A 25,353-nucleotide genomic window follows, 5' to 3' on the forward strand; every position below is an offset into this window, starting at 1 on the left:
CGAAAGAGGCGGGGCATTTTTTATGGAGCTTTGAAACTCAGCGGTTGCGAGTCAGCAGCGCTGGTTTTTCACCACGAGGACGGCCTGGCAGTTGATCCAACTGCTCAGGTGTCGGGAAGCGGTCAGCTTTCGACTCCTTGTGGATGATCTTCGGCGCTGGGCCACCGCGCGGGTTTTGCACGGCTGGCTCGGACGAACGAGGCTGGTCGTCACGGGCTGGGCGGCGGTTGTTGCTGCGCGAATCTTCGCGGCGGGCCTGGCCGTCACGCGGTGCACCGCTACGCGGGCCGCTGCGTTTGGCAGGCGGGGTGCCGGTGGTGCCGCCGCTGCTGTTGCGCGGACCGTTCTGGCGCGCGCCCTGTGGCTGGCCGCCACGGGGTGCACCAGTGCCTGCGCCGGCACCCTGTGCTGGGGCACCTGGACGACGGCCACGGCCTTGGGCCGGTTTGGCCTGTGGCACGTAGTCGACGCGGTTACCGAAGTTATCCACGTCGTCGTCGAGGAATTCGTCCGGGGCACGGTCGGCTGCAGCGCGCGGCGGTTGGCTCGGCTGACGCTGTTCACGGGCCGGGGTACCTTCACGAGGCTTCTGCTCGCGGGCTGGGCGTTCGCCACGGCCGTTGGTTGGCGCTTTTTCCTTGCCGCCTTTGTCTTTGCCTTTGTCGCGACGACCGCCGCCACCACCGCCGCCGTTCGGGCCATCGCCCTTCGGACCGCGTGGGTTGCGTGGGTTACGCACGTCAGGACGTTCGCGGACTTCAGGCTTTTCGGCCTCTACAGCGCTGGCATCAAAGCCCATCAGGTCGCCGTCGGCGATTTTCTGCTTGGTCATGCGCTCGATGCTTTTCAGCAGTTTTTCTTCGTCCGGTGCAACCAGGGAAATGGCTTCACCCGAACGACCGGCACGGCCAGTACGGCCGATACGGTGCACATAGTCTTCATCGACGTTTGGCAGCTCGAAGTTGACCACGTGTGGCAACTGGTCGATATCCAGGCCGCGTGCAGCGATATCGGTCGCTACCAGGATGCGTACGCTGCCGGCCTTGAAGTCAGCCAGGGCTTTGGTGCGAGCGTTTTGGCTCTTGTTCCCGTGGATGGCGACGGCGGTGAGGCCGTGCTTGTCCAGGTATTCAGCCAGGCGGTTGGCGCCGTGTTTGGTACGGGTGAACACCAGCACCTGCTCCCACGCACCGTGGGTGATCAGGTGGGCCAGCAGCGAGCGCTTATGGCTGGCGGCCAAGCGGAAGACGCGTTGCTCGATACGCTCGACCGTGGTGTTCGGCGGCGTGACTTCGATGCGCTCCGGGTTGTGCAGCAGCTTGCCGGCGAGGGCGGTGATGTCTTGGGAGAACGTTGCCGAGAACAGCAGGTTCTGACGTTTGGCCGGTAGGCGGGCGAGGACTTTTTTCACGTCATGGACAAAGCCCATGTCGAGCATGCGGTCGGCTTCGTCCAGCACGAGGATTTCCACGTGGGACAAATCGACGCTGCCTTGGCCGCACAGGTCGAGCAAGCGACCAGGGCATGCCACCAGCACGTCAACACCACGGGACATGGCCTGAACCTGTGGGTTCATGCCGACGCCGCCGAAGATGCAGGCGCTGACGAACTTCAAGTCGCGGGCATACAGCTTGAAGCTGTCGTGCACTTGGGCGGCGAGTTCGCGGGTAGGGGTCAGAACCAGTACGCGTGGTTGGCGCGGGCCGTGACGCTGGGATTTGTCCGGGTGACCGTTGGGGAACAACCGCTCCAGAATCGGGAGGGCGAAGCCGCCGGTTTTACCAGTACCTGTCTGAGCCGCAACCATCAGGTCGCGACCTTGCAACACGGCGGGAATGGCCCGCTGTTGCACCGGAGTAGGCTCGGTATAGCCCGCTGCCTCGATGGCGCGGACTAAAGCCTCGGAGAGACCGAGGGAAGCAAAGGACATGAGTAATCCTGTTTTAGTTAGGGCTTGGCCCAAAGGGATAATCTTGCCGGGCGTGAATGGCGCTTAGGGGAGCGCAATCCCGTCCGGTCCTGCTGCGTCTGGCGGGCACTCCACCGGCTCGCGCGGGCTGAAAGCTGCGCAGTAGCGGGGTTGGGTGCCTTTTTCAAGACCTCAGCGGCCGGGCGTAAGCCTGGCGGGAAGGCCGGAGTATAGCAGAGCAATCACGGTGCGCCGCTTTCCTGCTGCTCAACGGTGTGTCCGGACGCCGTAATCGCTTCGAATCCACCATATTTGGCGCTCAATGCCGTGTAGGCCGGCTCCTGCTTGAAGCGTTTGAGCTCGGCGGCAAAGCGTTGCACAAGCAGGTCCATGCCTGCGCCACGACGTACGGCGAGGTACTGCTGCTGGCGGCTGACGACAACGGGGGCCTGGCTGACCTTGCCTTCCAGGCCCAGTGTCTTGATCACGTGCTGGCCAACCCGGCGGTCGGTGATCACAAGGTCGATGCGCCCCAGCAATAATTTGCCGAAGTTGGCTTCATGGCTGGGGGCCGGCTCGCGGTTGAATAAGGTGGAGTCGCTGAAGGGTAATCCGTACAGGTAGCCTGGCGACGTGCCGACTGTGAGGCCACGCAAGTCGTCGAGGCTTTGGACCGGATGCGGACGGTCGTTGGCGTAGAACATTACGAACTCCACTTCCGACAGCGGTTCGCTGGGGTACAGCAGCAGGGCGTCGCGGTCGTGGCTGTGGAAAATATCCAGCGCGCCATCGGCATGGCCTTGATCAAGCATGGCCAGACAGCGCTTCCAGGGCAGGAACTGCCATTGCACTTCGACCCCCAGGCGCTGGAATACGATCACCGTCGTTTCGTAATCCAGCCCGTGCATGGCGCCGTCTTCTTCATACACATAAGGCGCCCAGGGCTCGGTGACAATGCGCAGTTTCTCGCCGTAAGCGGCCAGGCTCAGGCAAGTGAAAAACGCGGCGATCAACAGCTTCAGAATGACAGGCATGCCCTGAGGTTACGACGCCCGTGCGTTAAAGAGAAGCTCTGGCTTAAGCTTCTGCGGGCCGCTCTATTTTGTGGGCGAGGTCATCAGGTGTTCATAGATGGCTGCGCGTCGCTCCCCCAGAATCAGGCGCACCACGGGGTTGGCGAACCAGTGTTCGAGTTGGTGTGCGTCCACCGGGCATTTCTGGCGTTCTTCCTGGTTTTGAAGGGCTTTTTCCCACCAAACTGGGCCGCAGGCCTTGTCGAATTCATTTTCGTGCTCGTAGCAGCCGTAGAGAATCTCACGGATGAACTGCTGCTTGCGCTTGGGCAGCGCTAGGGTGATCAGTTTGTACATCAGGCGCTGCAAGCGTGGTGGGCGGGGCAGGTGGGCGGAGACCTTGCGTGTATCGGCCAGGGCCTGGGTGCAGAGAGGGTCGGCGGCATGCTTGGTTACCCACGCCTTGACCTTGGCCCGGAACAACTGCTTGCGGCTCCAATAGTGATGGATCAGGTCCGGGCACTGGCGCACGTTGAGCGTGCGGTACGCGGCTACTGACAGGCAGAACTCTTCGAGGGTGTAGGCGCCGTGGGCCATGGGGAACAGCTCATCCATCAACTCGATCGAACGGTCCAGAATGTGCGCATCTTGCCGGGTCAAGCCCATCACGCCTGAGTTGAGCAGCCACATATCATCGTCGGCGAGGCCTTTGTCGGCCAGGTACTTGGCCAGGGCTTCATACAGTACGCTTTCGCGGTTGTCGCCATACTTGGCCTGGAAGGCGTTGCACAGCACGGTGCCCGGTGTTACGCGCTCGAACAATGCCATGGGCGAGTCGTGGAAAAATGTATCGGTGTCGATCAGCAGCGCCAGTTCCGCCGTTTCCAGCACCTGACGCAACAGCACATGTTTGGTACGGAAATGGTAGCCGTGGGGTTCGCTCCAGCGTTGTCGCGTGGCGCTGTCCAATGTGTGGACCTGTACTGGCAAGCCACGGTACGGGGCCGGGTTGTCGCTGAACACTTGGATGTCTAACGGCATATCCTGAGGCCCGCCCAGTTGGGCAACGGCACTGGCGATGCTGAATACGGCTTCCTGATGGTAGGTCTCGGCGCCGAATACCAGGTAAATCAGCTGGGGGCGAGGAGTCGGGGACGCTGTATTCATTTACTGCTGGCTTCCTTTCCGGGGACATGTAGACAAAAAAAGCCCCCGTGATAACGAGGGCCGGGAACTGCTATTAAACCGGCTTAGCGTGGCAGTTTAAGGTTGTTCCAGATAGCGAGGCTCGGCTCAGCCTGGTTCAGGGTATAGAAGTGCAACCCCGGCGCGCCACCTTGTAACAAACGTTCACACATTTCGCTGATGACCTGTTCGCCGAACGCCTGGATGCTCTTGACGTCGTCGCCATAGGCTTCCAGTTGCTTGCGCACCCAGCGTGGGATTTCGGCACCGCAGGCGTCGGAGAAACGTGCCAGCTTGCTGTAGTTGGTGATCGGCATGATGCCCGGCACGATCGGGATGTTCACACCCATGGCCCGTACGCGCTCGACGAAATAGAAGTAGCTGTCGGCGTTGAAGAAGTACTGAGTGATCGCGCTGTCGGCGCCCGCGTTTGCCTTGCGTACGAAATTCTGCAGATCGTCTTCGAAATTGCGCGCCTGAGGATGCATCTCCGGATAAGCCGCCACTTCGATATGGAAGTGATCGCCGCTTTCTTCACGGATGAAGCTCACCAGGTCATTGGCGTAGCGCAGCTCACCGCTGGCCATGCCCATGCCGGAGGGCAAGTCGCCGCGTAGGGCGACGATGCGCTGAATGCCCGCTTGTTTGTATTGGGTCAGCAGGCCGCGCAGGTCGTCCTTGCTGTCGCCCACGCACGACAAGTGCGGCGCGGCGGGAACTTTGACTTCGCTTTCCAGCTGCAACACGGTGTTGATCGTGCGATCACGGGTCGAGCCGCCAGCGCCGTAGGTGCAGGAGAAGAAGTCGGGGTTGTAGCTTGCCAACTGTTTGGCAGTCGCCATCAGTTTTTCATGCCCAGCATCGGTCTTGGTGGGAAAGAACTCGAAGCTGTAGCGACGGTCTTGGGACATGGTCATACCCTTTGAAACTCAGAAGCCGGAGTGTGTACACCGCCAATGTGGGAGCGGGCTTGCTCGCGAATGCGGTATGTCAGTGAAGAATAAGTTGACTGAAACACCGCATTCGCGAGCAAGCCCGCTCCCACATAAAGCCCGCTCCCCTTAAGATAGAGAGCGGGCACAGGCAAATCAGTAGCGGTAAGCGTGCGGCTTGAACGGGCCTTCGACGGTCACGCCGATGTAGTCGGCCTGGGTCTTGGTCAGTTGAGTCACTACGCCGCCGAAGCCGCGGACCATTTCCAGGGCCACTTCTTCGTCAAGTTTCTTCGGCAGTACTTCCACGGTCAGGCGCTCGGCTTTCTGGGCTGGCGACAGGTCGGCGTACTTCTGGCCGAACAGGAAGATCTGGGCCAGTACCTGGTTGGCAAATGAACCATCCATGATGCGGCTCGGGTGGCCGGTTGCGTTGCCCAGGTTAACCAGACGGCCTTCGGCCAGCAGGATCAGGTAGTCATCGTTCTGCGGGTCGAAATCGCCAGCGCCGGTACGGTGAACCTTGTGTACCTGCGGCTTCACTTCTTCCCATGCCCAGTTCTTGCGCATGAAAGCGGTGTCGATCTCGTTGTCGAAGTGACCGATGTTGCAGACAACGGCGCGCTTCTTCAGGGCTTTGAGCATGTTCGCGTCGCAAACATTCACGTTACCGGTGGTGGTCACGATCAGGTCGATCTTGCCCAGCAGGGCTTTGTCGATGCTCGCTTCGGTGCCGTCATTGACGCCGTCGATGAACGGCGAAACCACTTCGAAACCGTCCATGCAGGCTTGCATGGCGCAGATCGGGTCGACTTCGGAGACCTTAACGATCATGCCTTCCTGGCGCAGGGACTGGGAAGAACCCTTACCCACGTCACCGTAGCCGATCACCAGGGCTTGCTTGCCCGACAGCAGGTGGTCGGTGCCGCGCTTGATGGCGTCGTTCAGGCTGTGACGGCAGCCGTACTTGTTGTCGTTCTTGCTCTTGGTCACCGAGTCGTTGACGTTGATGGCCGGGATCTTCAGCTCGCCCTTGGCCAGCATGTCCAGCAGGCGGTGTACGCCGGTGGTGGTTTCTTCGGTGACGCCGTGGACACGGTCCAGGATCGCCGGGTATTTCTTGTGCAGCAGCTCGGTCAGGTCGCCGCCGTCGTCGAGGATCATGTTGGCGTCCCAAGGCGCGCCATCTTTGAGGATGGTTTGTTCCAGGCACCACTCGTACTCTTCTTCGGTCTCGCCTTTCCAGGCATAAACCGCGATACCGGCAGCGGCGATAGCTGCGGCGGCCTGGTCTTGAGTCGAGAAGATATTGCAGGACGACCAGCGTACTTCGGCACCCAGGGCAACCAGGGTTTCGATCAGCACGGCAGTCTGGATGGTCATGTGGATGCAGCCGAGGATCTTCGCGCCTTTGAGTGGTTGCTCAGCGGCGTACTTGCGGCGCAGACCCATCAGGGCTGGCATTTCGGATTCGGCGATAAAGGTTTCGCGACGGCCCCAGGCAGCGAGGGACATGTCGGCGACTTTGTAGTCGGTGAAATCTGCAGGCGTGTTGACAGCGCTCATGAAGAGCCTCCATTCGTAGTGTGCGAATGGGCGCCGTTGTGCGTTTAGTATCAGGCCAGGGGAATCAGGCCGGACAACGCCCCATCCGAGCCTGACAGGCCTAGCCTGCTGCAGCGCCCCTCGGACAGGTGGCGGGAGAACGGTATCAATCGAAGATGACCGTTTTGAAACGGGGGCGATTATAGCCGTGTGCGCCAGACTTCCCAAGCCTTTCTGTCGGCGGCATGAAGATCGTTCATGGGCTTGATAGGCAATGGCTCATAGAGCTTGGGCCTGGGCTCTGCCATGATGTCGCCCATCATTCGGCAAGACGCTTTGGAGTGACCATGAACTTCCACACCCGCAAATGGGTAAAACCTGAAGACCTCAACCCCAACGGCACCCTGTTCGGTGGCAGCCTGCTGCGCTGGATCGACGAAGAAGCAGCCATCTACGCCATTGTCCAACTGGGCAACCAACGGGTGGTGACCAAGTACATCTCCGAAATCAACTTCGTCAGTGCCTCGCGCCAGGGTGACATCATCGAACTGGGCATCACCGCCACCGAGTTCGGCCGCACCTCCATCACCTTGACCTGTGAAGTGCGCAACAAGATCACCCGCAAGAGCATCCTCACGGTTGAGAAAATGGTCTTCGTCAACCTCGGCGAAGACGGATTGCCGGCGCCTCACGGGCGTACCGAGATCAAGTATGTCAAAGACCAGTTCCAGGACGACGGCGTCAGCGAATAATCCTGCGTCGGACCAGTGAACGCTATTGATCGGCCATAGGTCGTACCTGAACACCGCCCCCCGTTCAGGTATCGCCATGGCCACGCAACACGACGGCAAGACCCCCAACTTATCCCAGGAAGAGCAACAGGACGTCGACGACAACCAGCCGCCCCGCGCGGCGGTCCTGCATGAAATTATCCGCACCCAGGGAGATCAGGAGCTGGAGCGCAGTGTTGCCGCTTTGTGGTGGTCGGCACTGGCGGCCGGACTGACCATGGGCCTGTCGCTGATGGCCATGGGATTGCTCAATTCACGTCTTCCCGAGGGTGAAGCCTTCAAGGTGATTGCCAGCTTCGGCTACTGCGCGGGATTCCTCGCGGTAATCCTTGCGCGGCAGCAGCTGTTCACCGAAAACACCCTGACCGCGGTGCTGCCGGTGATGAGCAAGCCGACCTTTGGCAATGCCGGGCGCCTGTTACGGCTGTGGTCGGTGGTGCTGGTGGGTAATCTTTGCGGCACCCTGTTGGTGGCGTATGTGATGCTGCACTTGCCGATCTTCGACACAAAGACCGACCAGGCCTTCCTGGAAATCGGGCGCAAGATCATGGAGAACGACACCGGCCAGATGTTTGCCAAAGGCATCGTCTCCGGCTGGATGATCGCCACCATGGTGTGGATGATCCCGTCGATGGAAAGCGCCAAGATGTGGATCATCATCCTGATCACCTACCTGATGGCGCTGGGGGATTTCACCCATATCGTGGTGGGGTCTGCGGAAGTGTCTTATCTGGTATTCGCCGGCGAGTTGCCGTGGAAGGATTTCTGGCTGGTGTTTGCCGGCCCGACTCTGGCCGGCAACATCATCGGTGGCAGCTTTATCTTTGCCTTGATCAGCCATGCGCAGATTCGCAGTGAAGGCAGCTTGCCGGGTAAGAAGGCTGCGGACCCAAGGCATCCGCAACCTATCGACAAGGATCAGTGAGCGTCAGGCGTGGCGTGGGGGTCGTCCCGGGTCACGCGTTTGACCAGTTTGCCGATGCTCAAACCCTGCAGCAGGATCGACGACAGCACCACGATGTAGGTGATGCTCAGCAGCAGATCGCGCTCCGGCCCCAGTGGCAGGGCCAGCGCCAGTGCCACCGAAACCCCGCCGCGCAAGCCGCCCCAGGTGAGGATACGGATGGTGCCGCGCGGCACGGTACGCCAGCGGCGCAGCAGCAGGATCGCCGGGGCCACAGTTAGCAGGCGTGAGAGCAGGATCGCCACTGCCAGCAAACTGGCCGCGAATACGTGCAGCCAATTGAACGGCAACAGCAGCAATTCCATGCCGATCAGCGCAAACAGCAGAGCGTTGAGCATGTCGTCGAGCAATTCCCAGAAACCGTCCAGGTAGCGACGGGTCATGTCGTTCATCGCCAGCTTGCGCCCGAGGTTACCGATGATCAGCCCGGCCACCACCATCGCAATCGGGGCGGAGACGTGCAGCTCGGTGGCCATCGCTGAGCCGCCGATCACAAGGGCGAGGGTCAGCATGACTTCGATCTGGTGCTGTTCGATGCTCTTGATCATCAGGTAGACCAGATAGCCGATCAGCCCCCCGAACGCCACGCCGCCAACGGCTTCATGGACAAACAACATGGCTGTGGCGCCCACGGTAGGCGTCTCGCCCAATTGTGCGATGCCCAGCAGCACGGTAAATACCACCACCGCTGTACCGTCGTTGAACAGCGACTCGCCGACGATGGTGGTTTTCAGCGGTTTCGACGCATTGGCGGTTCGCAATACACCGAGTACCGCAATCGGGTCCGTGGGCGAGATGAGTGCGCCGAACAGCAAGCAGTAGAGGAAGCTCACGTGCCAGCCGAACAGTGCAAAAATGTAGTACGCCAGACTGCCGATCACTACGGTGGCGATCAACACGCCGAAGGTTGCCAGCAGGCCGATGGGCCAGCGGTAGCTGCGCAGATCGTTGAGGTTGACGTGCAAAGCGCCGGCGAACAGCAGGAATGACAGCATCCAGTTCATCAGCAAGTCGCCGAAGTCGATCTGGCCGATCAGTTGCTGGATACGCTCCTCAAGGCCTGGGTAGCCGAGCACGCTCAAGCCTTGCAGGATCAGGGAAAACAGCAGGGCCGTGACCATCACACCGATGGTGGGCGGCAGTCCGATAAAACGGAAGTTCACATAGGTGAGCAGGGTGGTGAGGCAAATGAAGGCGGCGACAAGTTCAAGCATCCGGGGTCCTTGGAGTGGGAAAGATCAGTCATGAGTGGGTGGATGGACCGCCGCAGCGGCCTGAGGTTGCAGGCAGGGCGCAAAACACCGGTAGAACCTTTTGGCGTGTGGCGGCTCATAGCGGTGGGTGCGGCTTGCCAGAATTGGTGCTAAAACTCTAATTTCTGTTTCAAATTAAAAATAGAAAACTAAAAGGGAATCAGTGATGACGGTAGCTTTCTGGTGTGTGTTGATCGCAATTTTCTTGCCTTACCTGTGCACAGGGTTGGCCAAGTTCAGTCAGGGCAAGTTCGGGCCTCGGCAGAACCATGACCCTCGCGCTTTTCTGGAGACTCTCGATGGGTTCGCTCGGCGCGCCCACAACGCCCAGCTCAACAGCTTTGAAGTCACCCCGGCATTTGCGGCGGCGGTGATTATCGCGCACCTGGCGGGTACGGCTGAACTGGTGACCATCAATGTACTGGCCGTGCTGTTTATCACCAGCCGCCTCTTGTACATCATTTGCTACGTGGCCGATTGGGCGATCCTGCGTTCACTGGTGTGGTTCGTGGGCATGGCGTTGATTGCGAGTTTCTTCTTTGTCTCGATCTGAGCCGTGACGCAGATCCACTTGTGAGGGGCGGCAAGTCCAACCGCCCCCACAGTTGATCTAGAGTATCTCCGGCACCTGCGGCAACGCTGCGCCCTTGGGCCATAGCATCCAGATTTGCCCTTGCTGCTTCATGTTCCCCGCCAGCTCACCTGCCGCATCGCCGGTGCCCCAGAACAAATCCGCACGCACCTCACCGGTAATTGCACCGCCGGTGTCCTGGGCCGCGACCGGTCGAACGATCGGCGAACCATCGGGCTTTGTCGTCGACAGCCACAGCAGGCTGCCCAGCGGGATGACTTTGCGATCCACCGCCACGCTGTAGCCGGCGGTCAACGGCACGTTCAGCGAGCCACGTGGGCCTTCGTTGCTGTCGGGGCGAGCACTGAAGAACACGTAGCTGGGGTTGCTCGCCAGCAGTTCCGGGATTCGTTCCGGGTGCGCCTTCGCCCAGGCGCTGATGGCGCCCATGGTCACGTCTTCTTTTTTCAACTCGCCTTGCTCCACCAGCCAGCGGCCGATAGGGCGGTAGGGATAGCCGTTCTGGTCGCCGTAACCGACGCGCAGTTGGCGCCCGTCTTTCAATTGAATGCGGCCTGAACCCTGGATTTGCAGAAATTGCAGGTCCATCGGGTTGGTCAGCCAGGCGATCGGCTTAGCTGTGGAGCCTTGGCCGTTGATGGCGCTGGCATCGTCATAAGGCTTGAGCACGCGACCTTCAAGACGACCGCGCAGGCGCTTGCCTTTCAGTTCAGGATAAATGCTTTCCAGGTTGACGATGATCAGGTCATCCGGCACGCCATACACCGGCACGTGGGCGGTGGCAGTCTTGGTGAGGCTGCCGGGGTAGACCGGTTCGTAGTAGCCGGTGATTAAACCGTTAGGGGTGTTATCGGACGAGCGCAAGCCGAACACATCCAGACGCTCCTTGAGAAAGCCTCGCACCGCTACAGCATTGCCCGGCACGCTGGCCGCTGCCGCGCAGGTCGCGCCCCATACAGGGTCGGTCTTCAGGCGCTGGCAAGCACTGCGCCAGGACTCAAAGCCGGCCAGCAGGTCGCTGTCGGACACCGCCGGCAGTGCTTCCCAAGGTGCGTTTACATAGGTGGCGACGGCGTGGGGTTTGGCAACTTCATCTTTGGCCGTGTCTTTGCCGGTGTCCTTGCCCGCGTCGCAGCCGGCCAGCAGCGCAATCATCGGCAGAGCCCATGCCAGGCGGCGGCTCCAGGGTTTCAATGTGAGACTCATACATGTAATTCCTGAAACGGTTGCCCGCGCCGTAGCGCCGTTGGGCAACCCTTATTATTAATAGGGCTATTGGTCTTTGCGGGTGGGGCGAGGATACTGGCCGCCGTTTTCCGTGACCCTGAGCCACCATGACTTTTAAAAAATTTACGGTTGTATTGTTGGCCTGCCTGGCAGTGTCTGCCTGCGGCGGTGTCGATCCGAATTCGCCCTTGGGCCAGCGCAAGGCGATCTTCAAGCAGATGCTCAAGACCGGCGAAGACCTGGGCGGCATGTTGCGCGGACGCATTGCGTTCGACGGGGCGAAGTTCGCTGAGGGCGCGGTCAAGCTCGATGCGTTGTCCCATGAACCTTGGAAACACTTTCCGAGCGTGCGCGAGGAAGATCACACCAGCGCCAAGGATGACGTGTGGCAAAAACAAGCGCAATTCCAGCAGTTGGCCCGCGACCTGGAGGCGGCCACCGGTGAATTGGTGATCGCCAGCCAAGTGCAGCCCTACAAGGCCAGTAACCTTTCGCCTGCCGTACAGAAAGTCGAAGATGCCTGCAGTGCCTGCCATAAACAGTTTCGGGACCACTGACCGGTTTTACTGGTCAAGTTCTTCCACGGCGTCCTGCAGTTCCTTGCGGGACTCGGCAAGTTTGTCCTTACGCTTGTTGATCTTCTCCGCGTCGCCCTTTTTCATTGCCTTGTCGAGGTCCGCCTGACGGCGGCTGACGTCGTGCTTGGCGTCAAGCACCTTGTTTTCCCGCTCCTTGCGCAGCGATGCGTCGGTGCAATTGGCGGTCACTTCGCTCAGGGCTTTTTCCAGGCCGGCTTGTTGGTCGCTGTTGCCATGGGCCTTGGCTTGTTCGATCTGGGTGCTGATGGCTTGGCGCTTAGCGGCGCAGCCAGTGAGTTGGGGGGCTTCTTCGGCGGCCAGCAGCGGCGTGGCCATAAAGCTTGCGACGGTCAGCAGGGCAAAAGGGGCGAGGAATTTCATGTGGAGCTCCAGATTCGCAAAGGGCAGGGTGAATTCTGCGGTGGTTTAAAGGTGGCTGGGGGCGCGTTCAAAACCCGTCTATTCCGGCCACACGTAATGTTTCAGCTAAGGACTGTACCTGCGGGTCGCGAAAAAAAGCGCTCAGTTGCGCTGCACGAGCCGGACCTATGCCATCGATCTCCAACCAGGCCTGGGTGTCTCTGGCAACCAGTGTCTGCCAGTTTTCTTCCAGGTTGCTGCGGGCCGCAGGCGGCACACCCAAGGCTTTTAGCCATTGTGCAAAGGGTCGTTGCCGAGCGCTGTGAAGGCTGTCGAGCAGTCGGGTGCGGCTGCGCTCACCCAAGCCATCAATGTTAGCAAGCTCTGCCGCATCCAGGGTTAACCAATCGAGAAAGCCTGCGATTAGACCGGCCTGGATCAATACGTTCCACGTCTCGCGACCCATGTGCGGTAACGCCAGGCCCTGGTTGCTGCTCAGCCAGGTCAGGCGTGCGAGCAACTGTTCTTCGCAGCCTGGGTCCAGTTGCCAGCAACTCAGGGCGTGAAAGTCTCGCGGGTCGGGCACTGGCAGGTCGATCCGCGTGGGATTGCGCAGGATCACGTGGTCCAACCGAGGGATCACCTGGCCCGCCAGGCTGATGGATACTTGGTCGCCAGGGCGAATATCCAGCGCTTGCCAGTGTTTCAAGGAGCCGACGCTGACCCGACGGATCTGCCGGTCGTCCAGCCGCACCGGCTCCAACTCCAGAATGGGGGTGATGCGCCCCGTGCGGCCGATCTTGAACTGCACCTTGCGTACCAGAGCCAGCGCCTTGGAAGTCGGGTACTTCCAGGCGACCGCCCAATAGGGGGCGCTGACTTGCCAGCGTTTGCCGGGCGCTCGTGATGCTTGGTGCAGCACCACTCCATCACTGGCGAAGGGCAGTGAGTGGTTGTACCAATACATGCGCCAGTGCGCGGCTTCGGTGAGAGTTCGGATGGGCTGGCTGTAACGCAGGCTGTCGGTGAAACCCCATCGTGCCAGGGTGGCCAGGCGCTCGGTAAATACGCTTGGGCCGTCCGGCCAGGCCCAGACAAACAGGCCTATACCAGCGGCGTCGGCGTCACTCAGCTGTCGACGGTTCATCAGGCCAGCCACCTTGCTGCGGGCATTGAGCCCACCTGTGGTCGATTGCACGTGGTCGTCCAAGCGCCAATAGAGCTCGCCTTGCAGTACCACGTCGATAGGCTCCGGCAGTTGCTGGACAATGCCGGGGATCCTGCGGGCGGAAGCGGACCAGTCCTGGCCAAGTGCGCCATCGCCGCGGCTGATCACTTGCTCCAACCGGCCCTGACGATACACCAGCGTCACTGCAACCCCGTCGACCTTGGGTTGAATCCACACGTCTTGTCGGCTATCGAGCCAGGCACCGACGGCCTGTTCATCCAGCAGTTTTTCCAGGCCAGTATGAGCAACGGGATGCCGGAAGGTGCCCCGAGCGCCGGCCAGCGGGTTGTCAGGTTTTGCGAGGGTTTGAGGGAAGCACTGGCGCCAATGGGCCAGGCGCTGGCGGGCTTGGTCGTAGAGTTCATCGTGGACGGGTGATTGGCCGAGGCGGTGGTAGCTGTCGTCCCACAGACGGACCTGTTCGGCCAGGGTGTCGACCTGGGTTCTGGCCTCATCGGTACAGGCTTCGGCCCATGCCAAAAAGGGCAACGCGCTGAGTGACAGAGCAATCAGTAAACGCATCATGAGCATCCTTGCTCGGAAAGGGTGCCCAGCCTAAATGAACCTCCCGGCCACAAAAAAGCCCCGACAGTGCGGGGCTTTTTACCGGGTGTTTCTGCTTACTTGAACAGACCGCCCAAGGCTTTCACGGCATCCGGCTTGTCAGCCTTGGCTTCCTGGGTTTGCTGCTTGGCATCGGCTTTGGCCTGGGCTTCAGACAGTTTGTCACAACCTTTGTTGATCTGGTCTTGCGCCGCTTTGAAGGCCTTCACTTTGAAGGTGTCTTTGCTGGCTTCGGCCGCATCGATTTTGGTTTGCAGGTCTGCGGCTTGCTTCTGGCAGTCGCCGGAGTTACCGCCACCCAACTGGGAGCTCAGGGCGCCACTCAGTGCGCTCAGGTCGGCGGCGTGGGCCGGCAGGGCGAACAGGCTGAGCAGAAGGGCAGCAGGGGCGAGCGTGGAGATGCGCATGAAAAACCTCAATGTTCGATTGCCTGCGCGCGTGTCTATCCCGGGCTGGCGCAGGGCAATATCCAAATAAGGTAGAGGGCCCGAGAGGGCGCGGATTCTAGAGGGCCATCATTGGGCCTGCAAGGTTTGGATCCAAAAAATGTGAAGGTGATCGCGCAGGCAATAAAAAACCCTGCCGGGCGAACCCGGCAGGGCTTTTGGGTGCAACGCGTGCTTACAGGCCGGCGGCGGTGCGCAGGTCGTTGGCGCGGTCGGTTTTTTCCCACGTGAAGGTGGTGAAGGTGTCGTCGCCGACGGTCTTCTGCTCCGGGGTGCGGCCGAAGTGGCCGTAGGCTGCGGTTTCCTGGTACATCGGGTGCAGCAGGTCGAGCATGGTGGTGATCGCGTAAGGGCGCAGGTCGAAGATCTCACGCACCAGCTTAACGATCTTGTCGTCGCTGATCTTGCCGGTACCGAAGGTATTCAGCGAGATCGACGTAGGCTGGGCCACACCAATGGCGTAGGACACCTGGATCTCGCAACGCTCGGCCAAGCCGGCAGCAACGATGTTCTTGGCCACATAACGACCTGCGTAAGCGGCCGAACGGTCAACCTTGGACGGATCTTTACCGGAGAACGCGCCGCCGCCGTGACGAGCCATGCCGCCGTAGCTGTCGACGATGATCTTGCGACCGGTCAGGCCACAGTCGCCCACCGGGCCACCGATGATGAACTGGCCAGTCGGGTTGATGTGGAACTGGGTGTCTTTGCTCAGCAGCTCGGCCGGCAGTACGTGCTTGACGATCAGCTCCATCACGCCTTCACGCAGGTCGGCGTAGGACACGTCCGGGTTGTGCTGGGTCGACAATACAACAGCGTCGATACCGACGACTTTGCCGCCTTCATAGCGGCAGGTCACCTGGGACTTGGCATCCGGGCGCAGCCATGGCAGCAGGCCGGATTTGCGGGCTTCGGCCTGGCGCTGTACCAACTGGTGCGAGAAAGTGATCGGTGCAGGCATCAGCACGTCGGTTTCGTTGCTGGCATAGCCGAACATCAGGCCCTGGTCGCCGGCACCCTGGTCTTCCGGCTTGGCACGGTCGACACCCTGGTTGATGTCCGGGGACTGCTTGCCGATGATGTTCATCACGCCGCAGGTCGCGCCGTCGAAGCCGACGTCTGAGCTGGTGTAGCCGATGTCGGTGATCACGTCACGGACGATCTGCTCCAGGTCAACCCAGGCGGTGGTGGTCACTTCGCCAGCGATGATCGCTACACCGGTTTTCACCAGAGTCTCGCACGCCACACGGGCGAACTTGTCTTCAGCAATGATGGCGTCCAGCACCGCATCAGAAATCTGGTCGGCGATTTTGTCCGGATGCCCTTCAGACACGGACTCGGAGGTGAAAAGGGAGTATTCGCTCATCTCGATGTTTTCCTGATATTACCGATGGTGAGTGTCGCCAGCCGGTCGCTGAAAATGGCGAACCTGGATCTGGAAACCATTACGTAAGCCTACATAGAGGCTTTCCCCGGGAACGAGCCCCGCAGCGGTGGCCCAACGGGCCAGATCGTCCTGTTCAAAACCCAACCAGAGATCACCGCAGGCCTCCCTGGCCCAATTCTGGTTGTGGCTGCATAAATCCGTAACCAACAGGCTACCGCCGGGGTGCAGCAACCCGGCCATTTGCTTTAACGCGTCGGCGGGGGCGGCGAAATGGTGCAAGACCATGTTCAGCACCACGCAGTCGGCTTTGATCTGTGTGCCGCTCAAGGCGTCAGCCAGTTGCAGGGTCACATTGCGCAGCGATTCACGCTCGCACAACTGGCGCGCCAGTTCGAGCATCGCCGGGCTGTTGTCCAGCGCGGTTACCTGATGAAAGCGGCGCGCCAACTCCGGCAGAAAACCGCCGTCCCCAGGCCCGACTTCCAACGCGGTCGCCTCATCACTGAAGCTCAGCTTGTCCAATAGCGCCAGCACGCTGTCGCGGTACTGCGGCAGGCCGGCGATCAGGTCTTGCTGCGCGCGAAACTTCTCGGCCACCCGTGCGAAAAAATCCTGACTCGCCGCTGCGCGTTGCCCGTGAACCTGGCCGATACGCGACTGTACGTCGGTTGGCAGGCTCAGGTTGTCGACTTCTTCGAGCAGGGCGGCGTGCAGCTTGCCGCCGAGCAGGTCGGTGTGGGGCAGGGCGCGGCGGTAAAAAATTGCATTGCCTTCGCGGCGTGTGGCCACTAGGTCGGCCTGGGACAGCACCTTCAAATGGTGGCTCATGCCGGACTGGCCGATGGCGAAGATCTGCGCCAGTTCCAGTACGCCGAAGGAATCGTTTGCCAGTGCGCGCAAGACGTTCAGACGCAACGGGTCGCCAGCGGCCTTGCACAAGGCTGCAAGTTCATCGCCGTCGTCGGGACGCAGTGAGGGCACGGGTAGATTCATAAGGGCAGCAGTCTAGTGACGGGTGGATATCCTCGCAAGGTCAATATCAAAAAGTTTTGATATTGATCGATAAGTGGCGGTTATAAGCAGCCGCTATAACTTTTAGACGAACAAGTAGGCGGTCAATGCAGGCGATTGCCGCGCAAAGCACAGGAAAAACAGCCACAAGTGACTATCTGTCATTGCCCGCAGGCGGTGGCTGAGGGAAAATGCCGGTCCTTTTTTCCGTTTCTTTTAATCATTCACTCTTCAAAATCCTCAGGAGAACAGCGATGCCCAGCCGTCGTGAGCGTGCCAACGCCATTCGTGCCCTCAGCATGGATGCCGTGCAAAAAGCCAACAGCGGCCATCCCGGTGCCCCGATGGGCATGGCGGATATCGCCGAGGTACTTTGGCGTGATTACCTGAAACACAACCCGAGCAACCCGTCCTTCGCCGACCGTGACCGCTTCGTGCTGTCCAACGGCCACGGCTCGATGCTGATCTACTCGCTGCTGCACCTGACCGGCTACGACGTCACCATCGATGACCTCAAGAGCTTCCGCCAGCTGCATAGCCGCACTCCGGGTCACCCTGAGTTCGGCTACACCCCAGGCGTCGAGACCACCACCGGTCCCCTGGGCCAAGGCCTGGCCAACGCCGTAGGTTTCGCACTGGCTGAAAAAGTCCTGGGCGCGCAATTCAACCGTCCTGGCCACGACATCGTCGATCACCACACCTACGTGTTCCTGGGTGATGGCTGCATGATGGAAGGCATTTCCCACGAAGTCGCTTCGCTGGCCGGCACGCTGGGCCTGGGCAAGCTGATCGCCTTCTACGATGACAACGGCATCTCCATCGACGGCGAAGTCGAAGGCTGGTTCACCGACGACACCCCTAAGCGTTTCGAAGCCTACAACTGGCAGGTGATCCGCAATGTCGACGGCCACGATCCGGAAGAGATCAAGACTGCCATCGACACCGCTCGCAAGAGCGCGCAGCCGACCCTGATCTGCTGCAAGACCACCATCGGCTTCGGTTCGCCGAACAAGCAAGGTAAAGAAGACTGCCACGGCGCCCCACTGGGTGACGCGGAAATCGCCTTGACCCGTGAAGCGCTGAAGTGGAACCACGGCCCGTTCGAAATTCCGGCCGACATCTACGCCGAATGGAACGCCAAGGAAAAAGGCCTGGCGGCCGAAGCCGAATGGGACCAGCGTTTTGCTGCCTACTCCGCCGAATTCCCAGAGCTGGCCAATGAGCTGGTTCGCCGCCTCGCTGGCGACCTGCCTGCCGACTTCTCGGAAAAAGCCTCGGCCTACATCGCCGAAGTCGCGGCCAAGGGCGAGACCATCGCCAGCCGTAAAGCCAGCCAGAACACCCTGAACGCCTTTGGCCCACTGCTGCCTGAGTTCCTCGGCGGTTCGGCTGACCTCGCCGGTTCCAACCTGACCCTGTGGAAAGGTTGCAAAGGTGTCTCGGCCGAAGACGCCAGCGGCAACTACATGTACTACGGCGTGCGTGAGTTCGGCATGAGCGCCATCATGAACGGCGTGTCCCTGCACGGCGGCCTGGTGCCTTACGGCGCAACCTTCCTGATGTTCATGGAATATGCGCGCAACGCGGTACGTATGGCTGCGCTGATGAAGAAGCGTGTGATCCATGTCTACACCCACGACTCCATCGGTCTGGGCGAAGACGGCCCGACGCACCAGCCGGTCGAGCAACTGACCAGCCTGCGCACCACGCCGAACCTGGATTGCTGGCGCCCAGCCGACGCGGTGGAATCCGCCGTGGCATGGAAGCACGCCATCGAGCGTAAAGACGGCCCTTCGGCGCTGATCTTCTCCCGTCAGAACCTGCAGCACCAAGTGCGTACCGACGCACAGATCGCCGACATCAGCCGTGGCGGCTACGTGCTCAAAGACTGCGTGGGTGAGCCGGAGCTGATCCTGATCTCCACCGGTTCCGAAGTGGGCCTGACCGTTCAGGCTTACGACAAGCTGACTGCCCAAGGCCGTAACGTGCGCGTTGTGTCCATGCCGTGCACCAGCGTGTTCGAAGCCCAGGATGCCGGCTACAAGCAATCGGTCCTGCCGTTGCAGGTCAGCGCGCGTATCGCCATCGAAGCGGCTCACGCCGACTACTGGTACAAGTACGTGGGCCTGGAAGGCCGCGTGATCGGCATGACCACCTACGGTGAGTCGGCGCCGGCTCCAGCCTTGTTCGAAGAGTTCGGTTTCACCCTGGAAAACATCCTGGGTCAGGCTGAAGAGCTGCTGGAAGACTAAGTCAGTCTGCGTTGTCTGAACTGGCGCTATCGCGGGCAAGCCCGCTCCCACATTTGGATCGCGGTCTAATGTGGGAGCGGGCTTGCCCGCGATGGCGATAGTGCATTCAGCACCGAACTAACCTTGATCGAGAACCCCATGCCCCAACCGCGTCCCTATAAAGTTGCACTCAACGGCTACGGCCGCATTGGTCGTTGCGTCTTGCGTGCTCTGTTCGAGCGAGGGGCGGCAGCCGGGTTTGAAATTGTCGCGATCAACGATTTGGCCGACATGGCCAGCATCGAATACCTGACACGCTTTGACTCCACCCACGGCCGCTTCCCTGGTGAAGTGCGGGTTGAGGGCGATTGTCTGCATATCAAAGGCGACTGCGTAAAAGTACTGCGCAGTGCCACCCCCGAGGGCATCGACTGGGCGGCGCTGGGCGTCGACCTGGTGTTGGAGTGCTCCGGTGCCTATAACACCCGCGCCGATGGCCAGCGTTTTCTCGACGCCGGCGCGCCGCGTGTGCTGTTTTCCCAGCCAATGGCCAGCGAGGCGGATGTTGACGCCACCATCGTCTATGGCATCAACCAGGATTGCCTGACCGGCCACGAGCTGCTGGTGTCCAACGCCTCCTGCACCACCAACTGCAGCGTGCCACTGTTACGCCTGTTGGATCAGGCGATTGGCATCGATTACGTATCGATCACCACCATCCATTCGGCGATGAACGACCAGCCGGTGATCGACGCCTATCACCACGAAGACCTGCGCCGCACGCGCTCGGCGTTCCAGTCGGTGATTCCGGTGTCCACCGGCCTGGCCCGTGGCATCGAACGCCTGCTGCCGGAACTTGCCGGGCGAATTCAGGCCAAAGCCGTACGGGTGCCGACGGTAAACGTGTCTTGCCTGGACATCACCATGCAAACCGTCAGCGACACCGATGCGGTGGAGGTCAACCGGATTCTGCGCGATGCCGCCACCAGCGGCCCGCTCAAAGGCTTACTGGCCTACACCGAGTTGCCCCACGCCAGTTGTGACTTCAACCATGACCCGCATTCGGCAATTGTCGATGCCAGCCAGACCCGCGTTTCCGGCCCGAGGCTGGTGAATATCCTGGCCTGGTTCGATAACGAATGGGGTTTTGCCAACCGCATGCTGGATGTTGCAGAACACTATCTGCACGTTGCCTCATCAAAACCTGCCCTTTAAATAAGTCAATTCAGGAACTGCGACCCATGACCGTGTTGAAGATGACCGACCTCGATCTGCAAGGTAAGCGCGTACTGATTCGCGAAGACCTCAACGTCCCAGTCAAGGACGGTGTTGTCACCAGCGATGCGCGAATCCGGGCTTCGCTGCCGACCATCAAGCTGGCCCTGGAAAAAGGCGCGGCCGTAATGGTCTGCTCCCACCTGGGTCGCCCGACCGAAGGTGAGTTCTCGGAAGAAAACAGCCTCAAGCCTGTGGCCGATTACCTGAGTGAGGCCCTGGGCCGCACAGTGCCGTTGGTGTCTGACTACTTGGGTGGCGTTGACGTCAAGGCCGGCGACATCGTGCTGTTCGAAAACGTGCGCTTCAACAAAGGCGAGAAAAAGAACAGTGACGAACTGGCCCAGCAATACGCAGCCCTGTGCGACGTATTTGTGATGGATGCGTTCGGTACGGCTCACCGTGCTGAGGGTTCCACCCACGGCGTGGCCAAGTTCGCCAAGGTCGCGGCTGCTGGCCCGCTGCTGGCTGCTGAACTGGATGCACTGGGCAAGGCCCTCGGCGCACCGGCTCAGCCGATGGCTGCCATCGTGGCTGGCTCCAAGGTGTCCACCAAGCTGGACGTGCTCAACAGCCTCAGCCAGATCTGCAACCAATTGATCGTCGGTGGTGGCATCGCCAACACCTTTCTGGCCGCAGCCGGCCACCCGGTGGGCAAGTCCCTGTATGAACCGGACCTGCTGGATACCGCTCGCGCCATCGCTGCCAAGGTCAGTGTGCCGTTGCCGGTAGATGTGGTGGTTGCCAAGGAATTCGCTGAAAGCGCCGCCGCCACCGTCAAGCTCATCGCTGACGTGGCTGCCGACGACATGATCCTGGACATCGGTCCGCAAACCGCAGCCAACTTCGCCGAACTGCTGAAAGCCTCCCAGACCATTCTGTGGAACGGCCCGGTCGGCGTGTTCGAGTTTGACCAGTTCGGCAACGGCACCAAAGTGCTGGCCAATGCCATCGCTGAAAGCTCGGCGTTCTCCATCGCCGGCGGTGGCGACACCCTGGCGGCCATCGACAAATATGGTGTGGCTGACCGTATCTCCTACATTTCTACCGGTGGCGGCGCGTTCCTTGAATTCGTCGAAGGCAAAGTGCTGCCCGCCGTTGAAGTGTTGGAAGCTCGAGCCAAAGGCTAAGGCCCGTGATCAGGAAAAGGAGCATTCCCATGATCAAGTCGTTGGCACTGTTGATCGCAGCGGGCCTTCTGGCCGGCTGCGGCAGCACGCCAAGCGCGGCGCAGGAGGCTGGAAAGCCGTTGCCTGTGCAGAAAAAGAGCTGCTACCAGGCCGATTGGCAAGCCGAGACCATGCCGGTGATCAACAAGCGCATCGGCAACGAACGGCTGGAGAAATACGACTCCGCGCCCAACGGTCAGGAACAGGGTTGCCCTTGACGGGTCTGATCAACTAACCGACAGCATCGGCGGCCTCTGGCGCCGCTGCGAGGATTGGCAATGAAAGGCGTTTTCGCCCTGGCAGCCCTGGCCCTACTGGCCGGTTGCAGCAGCATGAACATGTTCAACAAGGCAGAGCCTGCCGATAAGTGGACCACTTGGACCTGCGACAGCAAGGCCGAGGTCAACTGGCGATTTGCCAACCAGGCCCGTAGCGAGGTGGATGTACGCCTCGGCGGTTCCGACCAGGTTTACCGCCTTAAACAGGACGTTGCCGCTTCGGGCGTGCTGTACAGCAACGACCAGTTGGCGTTTCACACCAAGGGTGAGGAAGGCCTGGTTTACTGGGTTGCCACCGACGATCTGATCGGGCGGGGCTGCAAGGCCCAGTAAATAGAACACGGTCTCGAATGTATTGAGATCCAAATGTGGGAGGGGGCTTGCTCCCGATTGCGGTGGGTCAGTCACCGAAGTCAGCGACTGATAGATCGCTATCGGGAGCAAGCCCCCTCCCACATTGATTCGGTTCCAAATGGCGAGCCGGACACTGCAATAACGATTCAGCAGGCCAGGCATGCAAAACCTGACCGGCAATAACTTGAATAGCAGCCGCCGCTACGGCAGGCTTGCACGATTAACGACCCTCGACCGGGAGAGACAACACAATGGCACTTATCAGCATGCGTCAAATGCTGGACCACGCAGCCGAGTTCGGCTACGGCGTTCCAGCCTTTAACGTCAACAACCTTGAGCAGATGCGCGCCATCATGGAAGCCGCTGACAAGACCGACTCCCCAGTGATCGTCCAGGCTTCGGCCGGTGCCCGCAAATACGCCGGTGCTCCATTCCTGCGTCACCTGATCCTCGCCGCAATCGAAGAATTTCCGCACATCCCGGTGTGCATGCACCAGGACCACGGCACCAGCCCTGACGTGTGCCAGCGCTCCATCCAACTGGGCTTCAGCTCGGTGATGATGGACGGCTCCCTCGGCGAAGACGGCAAGACCCCAACCGACTACGAATACAACGTGCGCGTAACCCAGCAAACCGTAGCCCTGGCTCACGCCTGCGGCGTCTCGGTTGAAGGCGAACTGGGCTGCCTGGGTTCTCTGGAAACCGGTATGGCCGGCGAAGAAGACGGCATCGGCGCCGAAGGCGTGCTTGATCACAGCCAAATGCTGACCGATCCGGAAGAAGCCGCTGACTTCGTCAAGAAGACCCAGGTCGATGCCCTGGCCATCGCCATCGGCACCAGCCACGGCGCCTACAAGTTCACCAAGCCGCCTACCGGCGACGTGCTGGCCATCGACCGCATCAAGGAAATCCATAAGCGCATCCCTAACACCCACCTGGTGATGCACGGTTCTTCCTCGGTCCCGCAAGAGTGGCTGGCGATCATCAACCAGTACGGTGGCGACATCAAAGAAACCTACGGCGTACCGGTTGAAGAAATCGTTGAAGGCATCAAGCACGGCGTGCGCAAGGTCAACATCGACACCGACCTGCGCCTGGCGTCCACCGGCGCAATGCGTCGCCTGATGGCCACCAACCCGAGCGAATTCGACCCACGTAAATTCTTCGGCGCCACCGTGACCGCGATGCGTGATGTGTGTATCGCTCGCTACGAAGCCTTCGGCACTGCCGGCAACGGCTCTAAGATCAAGCCGATCTCGCTGGAAGCGATGTACCAGCGTTACCTGAAAGGTGAGTTGAACGCTAAGGTGAATTGAGCCGCAAGCGTGAATAAACCCGTGGCGATGCGGGTTTTTGATGACCAAGCGTAATGTTCGTTGGAGCCTCGCTCGCGGGCATGAAATTTACGGTGTCCTGTAGTTGTGCAATATAACAACCCGTCGTGAGACGGGTTGTTATATTTAGCTGATTTTGGACGTTATACAGGCTCCGCTTCAAAGTTTCCTGCTACAAAATAGAATGAGCCCGTTGGCTTGCTCCTTATAACAATATGCTCCATGTTTAAAGTGCTGAAGGTAAACCGGTCTAAACCCTGTGTTGCTGCTTTTATGGGGGTAGTGGTTTTGCCATCCGACCATTCGAATGACAAAGGGCCAACAGCGATATATGAAAAACTCATTTTGTTGAAATTGAGAGGGACATCATCTGTTCCTCGCAAATAAATTTTTACCGATGCGGCCACGGCCTGCTCTGATCTACTAACATAGACTTTAGGCCCGAAGAGTGCTTCGCGCTGAATGTCACTAATTACATATTGTCTAAGGTTAGTCTTGCTTATGGCTTCTATGGATTTGCTGAAAGATCGCTCAATGTTGCCCTCGTGTATGAATTTAAAGTTGTTATTGGTAACAAATTCTTGATTAAGGGCGAATCTCAATTCTTCATCGGCTAAGTTTTCAGTGATTTTTTTCTGAATATCAAGATTTATCGAGACTTGTTTCGGGGTCGCATCAGTTTCAGTCAGCGTCAAAGTAACAGGGCCTGAGATTGAGGCCATTACACTATCTGAAAATATTCCATTCGCTGAGATTTTTATCGTTTTCAGTGGCTTGCTGCTGGCAGCGCCCAGTCGTACCTCTAGTTCCCCATTTGGAAAGCCAATGCCTTCGATTCTGAAAGAGCGGTCAACGAGAGCTGTAGCGCTTGGCGATGCTGTAGAGCCGTTTATTTTTTCGATGATAGGGGTAATGCCGCTCATTTGAATGCTCCTTGTTTTTTCGAACAACAAAGTTGTACGGGTAAGTGATATTTAATGTTGCTCTAACTAGGGGGTGGGCGCCATGGTTTGTCAGGATGGCGTGTTCGCTGCATAAACCTTTTTTCCATCTTGTGATAATTAGTTTGGATTGAAATAATGGTTTTGAAACCTGTAATAATTAACAGTTTTTTATGACTTTTTGCTATGTATGTTAGTGCGAATTCCAGCCCTCCACCTGTTATAAGGCAGCCACGCCTTGATGGTCCAGGTAGCGGGAGATGCAGGTCGTTAATAGCGGATGGGCTATCGATTCAAAAAGGGCCGGATTAGTTGGCTGTCAATCGAGAGAGCGAACAGAAAACTGCGTGTGGCAAGGGCGCTTAGGTTGGACTGCGCAGCGGCTTCCGGCGGTAGCAAGTGCCCTTACCGCAGGAGTTGGTGCATTGTTTAAGAGGCTGGGGATGTCAGTGAATCATCATTGGGGCAACAGAAAACACCTGCCGAGTTTATGCCGGGCTCAGTAATCCAAAGGGTTCGATGACTTTGTGTTATCGCTGATCGGCTCAATGGTCTTTATGTCCTGAGGTTGACGGTCCGGTACACGCCTGCTGAGCGATAGTAAGTCAGCTCTGCTTTTTTATCGTCGAACCTTGGGTCTTCTCCTTCATCGGTCTCGTCGGAGCTATCGCTCAGGCGGACGTCTATTTTGAATTTCTTCGTCGATTGAAGTTTTTTACGGATGTCATTCATTGAGATGCGCATCTCAAGACTCCAGATCCATGGGGGAGGCCCACGGTTATGGGC

24 protein-coding genes and 1 riboswitch are annotated in these 25,353 nt (G+C 59.5%); of the genes, 10 read left to right on the forward strand and 14 right to left on the reverse strand.

Translation table 11 applies throughout. The features are described from left to right. Positions 1-37: 37 nt before the first annotated feature. The 5 genes from ACVWXD_RS27115 to ahcY all read right to left on the reverse strand — a co-directional run bounded on the left by ACVWXD_RS27115 (position 38) and on the right by ahcY (position 6,605). Positions 38-1,930 carry a DEAD/DEAH box helicase gene (locus tag ACVWXD_RS27115; RefSeq protein ID WP_032884076.1) on the reverse strand — a complete coding sequence of 631 codons (1,893 nt, stop codon included), beginning with the start codon at positions 1,928-1,930 and terminating at the stop codon, positions 38-40. Between the two features lie 221 nt (positions 1,931-2,151). Next, positions 2,152-2,943 (reverse strand): substrate-binding periplasmic protein, encoded by a 792-nt coding sequence (locus ACVWXD_RS27120; protein WP_032884074.1) that lies wholly within the window; start codon positions 2,941-2,943, stop codon positions 2,152-2,154. A 63-nt stretch (positions 2,944-3,006) separates the two neighbouring features. Continuing rightward, the gene (locus ACVWXD_RS27125; protein WP_032884073.1) at positions 3,007-4,089 is read right to left on the reverse strand and encodes a hypothetical protein; all 1,083 of its coding nucleotides are present in this window, start codon (positions 4,087-4,089) and stop codon (positions 3,007-3,009) included. An 83-nt stretch (positions 4,090-4,172) separates the two neighbouring features. After that, entirely contained in the window at positions 4,173-5,018 is an 846-nt protein-coding gene (metF, locus tag ACVWXD_RS27130; protein WP_032884515.1) for a methylenetetrahydrofolate reductase [NAD(P)H], read from the reverse strand. A 177-nt stretch (positions 5,019-5,195) separates the two neighbouring features. Beyond that, on the reverse strand, positions 5,196-6,605 hold the full coding sequence (gene ahcY, locus ACVWXD_RS27135) for an adenosylhomocysteinase (protein ID WP_032884071.1): 1,410 nt from the start codon (positions 6,603-6,605) through the stop codon (positions 5,196-5,198). Positions 6,606-6,626: 21 nt separating this feature from the next. Continuing rightward, a riboswitch (S-adenosyl-L-homocysteine riboswitch) is annotated at positions 6,627-6,733 on the reverse strand. Between the two features lie 198 nt (positions 6,734-6,931). Here ahcY and ACVWXD_RS27140 point away from each other — a divergent pair. Together ACVWXD_RS27140 and ACVWXD_RS27145 are read left to right on the forward strand one after the other, a co-directional pair. Further along, positions 6,932-7,336 carry an acyl-CoA thioesterase gene (locus ACVWXD_RS27140; RefSeq protein WP_032884068.1) on the forward strand — a complete coding sequence of 135 codons (405 nt, stop codon included), beginning with the start codon at positions 6,932-6,934 and terminating at the stop codon, positions 7,334-7,336. A gap of 76 nt (positions 7,337-7,412) precedes the next feature. Then, the gene (locus ACVWXD_RS27145) at positions 7,413-8,300 is read left to right on the forward strand and encodes a formate/nitrite transporter family protein (protein WP_401382965.1); all 888 of its coding nucleotides are present in this window, start codon (positions 7,413-7,415) and stop codon (positions 8,298-8,300) included. On the opposite strand, the gene ACVWXD_RS27150 is transcribed toward ACVWXD_RS27145, so the two are convergent. Further along, positions 8,294-9,553, reverse strand: a complete 1,260-nt coding sequence (locus ACVWXD_RS27150) for a cation:proton antiporter (RefSeq protein WP_260367833.1) — start codon at positions 9,551-9,553, stop codon at positions 8,294-8,296. The genes ACVWXD_RS27145 and ACVWXD_RS27150 overlap by 7 nt on opposite strands. A 205-nt stretch (positions 9,554-9,758) precedes the next feature. On the opposite strand from ACVWXD_RS27150, the gene ACVWXD_RS27155 reads away from it, so the two are divergent. Next, a complete protein-coding gene (locus tag ACVWXD_RS27155) occupies positions 9,759-10,145 on the forward strand; it encodes an MAPEG family protein (RefSeq protein WP_032884065.1) in 387 nt (128 codons plus the stop codon). Between the two features lie 57 nt (positions 10,146-10,202). Here ACVWXD_RS27155 and mltA read toward each other — a convergent pair whose 3' ends face one another. Next, complete coding sequence (gene mltA, locus ACVWXD_RS27160) at positions 10,203-11,390, reverse strand: murein transglycosylase A (RefSeq protein ID WP_179179789.1); 1,188 nt, start codon at positions 11,388-11,390, stop codon at positions 10,203-10,205. Between the two features lie 128 nt (positions 11,391-11,518). Here mltA and ACVWXD_RS27165 point away from each other — a divergent pair, with 128 nt between their 5' ends. Next, positions 11,519-11,968 carry a c-type cytochrome gene (locus ACVWXD_RS27165; protein ID WP_401382969.1) on the forward strand — a complete coding sequence of 150 codons (450 nt, stop codon included), beginning with the start codon at positions 11,519-11,521 and terminating at the stop codon, positions 11,966-11,968. Between the two features lie 6 nt (positions 11,969-11,974). Here the strand turns inward: ACVWXD_RS27165 and ACVWXD_RS27170 are convergent, their stop codons facing one another. The 5 genes from ACVWXD_RS27170 to ACVWXD_RS27190 form a co-directional block, all read right to left on the reverse strand. Then, positions 11,975-12,370, reverse strand: coding sequence for a DUF1090 domain-containing protein (locus tag ACVWXD_RS27170; protein ID WP_032884062.1), 396 nt, complete (start codon positions 12,368-12,370; stop codon positions 11,975-11,977). A gap of 67 nt (positions 12,371-12,437) precedes the next feature. Continuing rightward, positions 12,438-14,102, reverse strand: a complete 1,665-nt coding sequence (gene ligB, locus ACVWXD_RS27175) for an NAD-dependent DNA ligase LigB (RefSeq protein ID WP_260367834.1) — start codon at positions 14,100-14,102, stop codon at positions 12,438-12,440. Between the two features lie 95 nt (positions 14,103-14,197). Continuing rightward, the gene (locus tag ACVWXD_RS27180) at positions 14,198-14,548 is read right to left on the reverse strand and encodes a DUF1090 family protein (protein WP_032884059.1); all 351 of its coding nucleotides are present in this window, start codon (positions 14,546-14,548) and stop codon (positions 14,198-14,200) included. A 214-nt stretch (positions 14,549-14,762) separates the two neighbouring features. Further along, entirely contained in the window at positions 14,763-15,953 is a 1,191-nt protein-coding gene (gene metK, locus ACVWXD_RS27185; protein WP_032884058.1) for a methionine adenosyltransferase, read from the reverse strand. Between the two features lie 18 nt (positions 15,954-15,971). After that, positions 15,972-16,967: an ArsR/SmtB family transcription factor gene (locus ACVWXD_RS27190; RefSeq protein ID WP_095185106.1), complete on the reverse strand. Its 996-nt coding sequence runs from the start codon at positions 16,965-16,967 to the stop codon at positions 15,972-15,974. Between the two features lie 272 nt (positions 16,968-17,239). On the opposite strand from ACVWXD_RS27190, the gene tkt reads away from it, so the two are divergent. The 6 genes from tkt to fba all read left to right on the forward strand — a co-directional run bounded on the left by tkt (position 17,240) and on the right by fba (position 23,608). Next, a complete protein-coding gene (gene tkt, locus ACVWXD_RS27195; protein ID WP_095185105.1) occupies positions 17,240-19,237 on the forward strand; it encodes a transketolase in 1,998 nt (665 codons plus the stop codon). A 138-nt stretch (positions 19,238-19,375) separates the two neighbouring features. Further along, the gene (epd, locus tag ACVWXD_RS27200; RefSeq protein ID WP_032884053.1) at positions 19,376-20,431 is read left to right on the forward strand and encodes an erythrose-4-phosphate dehydrogenase; all 1,056 of its coding nucleotides are present in this window, start codon (positions 19,376-19,378) and stop codon (positions 20,429-20,431) included. Between the two features lie 26 nt (positions 20,432-20,457). Further along, positions 20,458-21,621: a phosphoglycerate kinase gene (locus tag ACVWXD_RS27205; protein WP_032884052.1), complete on the forward strand. Its 1,164-nt coding sequence runs from the start codon at positions 20,458-20,460 to the stop codon at positions 21,619-21,621. 29 nt (positions 21,622-21,650) lie between these two features. Then, positions 21,651-21,878: a hypothetical protein gene (locus tag ACVWXD_RS27210; protein ID WP_032884051.1), complete on the forward strand. Its 228-nt coding sequence runs from the start codon at positions 21,651-21,653 to the stop codon at positions 21,876-21,878. A 60-nt stretch (positions 21,879-21,938) separates the two neighbouring features. Beyond that, positions 21,939-22,271: an MliC family protein gene (locus ACVWXD_RS27215; RefSeq protein ID WP_017531025.1), complete on the forward strand. Its 333-nt coding sequence runs from the start codon at positions 21,939-21,941 to the stop codon at positions 22,269-22,271. A gap of 272 nt (positions 22,272-22,543) precedes the next feature. Then, positions 22,544-23,608 (forward strand): class II fructose-bisphosphate aldolase, encoded by a 1,065-nt coding sequence (gene fba / locus ACVWXD_RS27220; protein WP_032884050.1) that lies wholly within the window; start codon positions 22,544-22,546, stop codon positions 23,606-23,608. A 161-nt stretch (positions 23,609-23,769) separates the two neighbouring features. Here the strand turns inward: fba and ACVWXD_RS27225 are convergent, their stop codons facing one another. Both ACVWXD_RS27225 and ACVWXD_RS27230 read right to left on the reverse strand, forming a co-directional pair. After that, positions 23,770-24,549 (reverse strand): hypothetical protein, encoded by a 780-nt coding sequence (locus ACVWXD_RS27225; protein WP_457371527.1) that lies wholly within the window; start codon positions 24,547-24,549, stop codon positions 23,770-23,772. A 573-nt stretch (positions 24,550-25,122) separates the two neighbouring features. Then, positions 25,123-25,311: a hypothetical protein gene (locus ACVWXD_RS27230; protein ID WP_122681993.1), complete on the reverse strand. Its 189-nt coding sequence runs from the start codon at positions 25,309-25,311 to the stop codon at positions 25,123-25,125. Positions 25,312-25,353: the final 42 nt, after the last annotated feature.

The sequence above is a fragment of the Pseudomonas sp. TE3911 genome (assembly GCF_054062775.1).

Bases quoted from the DNA above. Each gene is read 5' to 3' on its own strand.
- ACVWXD_RS27170 (WP_032884062.1), bottom strand. From the start codon at position 12,370: ATGAAATTCCTCGCCCCTTTTGCCCTGCTGACCGTCGCAAGCTTTATG.
- ACVWXD_RS27215 (WP_017531025.1), top strand. From the start codon at position 21,939: ATGAAAGGCGTTTTCGCCCTGGCAGCCCTGGCCCTACTGGCCGGTTGC.
- ACVWXD_RS27145 (WP_401382965.1), top strand. From the start codon at position 7,413: ATGGCCACGCAACACGACGGCAAGACCCCCAACTTATCCCAGGAAGAG.
- ligB (WP_260367834.1), bottom strand. From the start codon at position 14,102: ATGATGCGTTTACTGATTGCTCTGTCACTCAGCGCGTTGCCCTTTTTG.
- ACVWXD_RS27120 (WP_032884074.1), bottom strand. From the start codon at position 2,943: ATGCCTGTCATTCTGAAGCTGTTGATCGCCGCGTTTTTCACTTGCCTG.
- ACVWXD_RS27140 (WP_032884068.1), top strand. From the start codon at position 6,932: ATGAACTTCCACACCCGCAAATGGGTAAAACCTGAAGACCTCAACCCC.
- epd (WP_032884053.1), top strand. From the start codon at position 19,376: ATGCCCCAACCGCGTCCCTATAAAGTTGCACTCAACGGCTACGGCCGC.
- ACVWXD_RS27210 (WP_032884051.1), top strand. From the start codon at position 21,651: ATGATCAAGTCGTTGGCACTGTTGATCGCAGCGGGCCTTCTGGCCGGC.
- ACVWXD_RS27125 (WP_032884073.1), bottom strand. From the start codon at position 4,089: ATGAATACAGCGTCCCCGACTCCTCGCCCCCAGCTGATTTACCTGGTA.
- tkt (WP_095185105.1), top strand. From the start codon at position 17,240: ATGCCCAGCCGTCGTGAGCGTGCCAACGCCATTCGTGCCCTCAGCATG.
- ACVWXD_RS27225 (WP_457371527.1), bottom strand. From the start codon at position 24,549: ATGAGCGGCATTACCCCTATCATCGAAAAAATAAACGGCTCTACAGCA.
- ACVWXD_RS27155 (WP_032884065.1), top strand. From the start codon at position 9,759: ATGACGGTAGCTTTCTGGTGTGTGTTGATCGCAATTTTCTTGCCTTAC.
- ACVWXD_RS27190 (WP_095185106.1), bottom strand. From the start codon at position 16,967: ATGAATCTACCCGTGCCCTCACTGCGTCCCGACGACGGCGATGAACTT.
- ACVWXD_RS27165 (WP_401382969.1), top strand. From the start codon at position 11,519: ATGACTTTTAAAAAATTTACGGTTGTATTGTTGGCCTGCCTGGCAGTG.
- ACVWXD_RS27230 (WP_122681993.1), bottom strand. From the start codon at position 25,311: ATGCGCATCTCAATGAATGACATCCGTAAAAAACTTCAATCGACGAAG.
- ACVWXD_RS27205 (WP_032884052.1), top strand. From the start codon at position 20,458: ATGACCGTGTTGAAGATGACCGACCTCGATCTGCAAGGTAAGCGCGTA.
- metF (WP_032884515.1), bottom strand. From the start codon at position 5,018: ATGTCCCAAGACCGTCGCTACAGCTTCGAGTTCTTTCCCACCAAGACC.
- ACVWXD_RS27150 (WP_260367833.1), bottom strand. From the start codon at position 9,553: ATGCTTGAACTTGTCGCCGCCTTCATTTGCCTCACCACCCTGCTCACC.
- metK (WP_032884058.1), bottom strand. From the start codon at position 15,953: ATGAGCGAATACTCCCTTTTCACCTCCGAGTCCGTGTCTGAAGGGCAT.
- ACVWXD_RS27180 (WP_032884059.1), bottom strand. From the start codon at position 14,548: ATGCGCATCTCCACGCTCGCCCCTGCTGCCCTTCTGCTCAGCCTGTTC.
- ahcY (WP_032884071.1), bottom strand. From the start codon at position 6,605: ATGAGCGCTGTCAACACGCCTGCAGATTTCACCGACTACAAAGTCGCC.
- fba (WP_032884050.1), top strand. From the start codon at position 22,544: ATGGCACTTATCAGCATGCGTCAAATGCTGGACCACGCAGCCGAGTTC.
- mltA (WP_179179789.1), bottom strand. From the start codon at position 11,390: ATGAGTCTCACATTGAAACCCTGGAGCCGCCGCCTGGCATGGGCTCTG.
- ACVWXD_RS27115 (WP_032884076.1), bottom strand. From the start codon at position 1,930: ATGTCCTTTGCTTCCCTCGGTCTCTCCGAGGCTTTAGTCCGCGCCATC.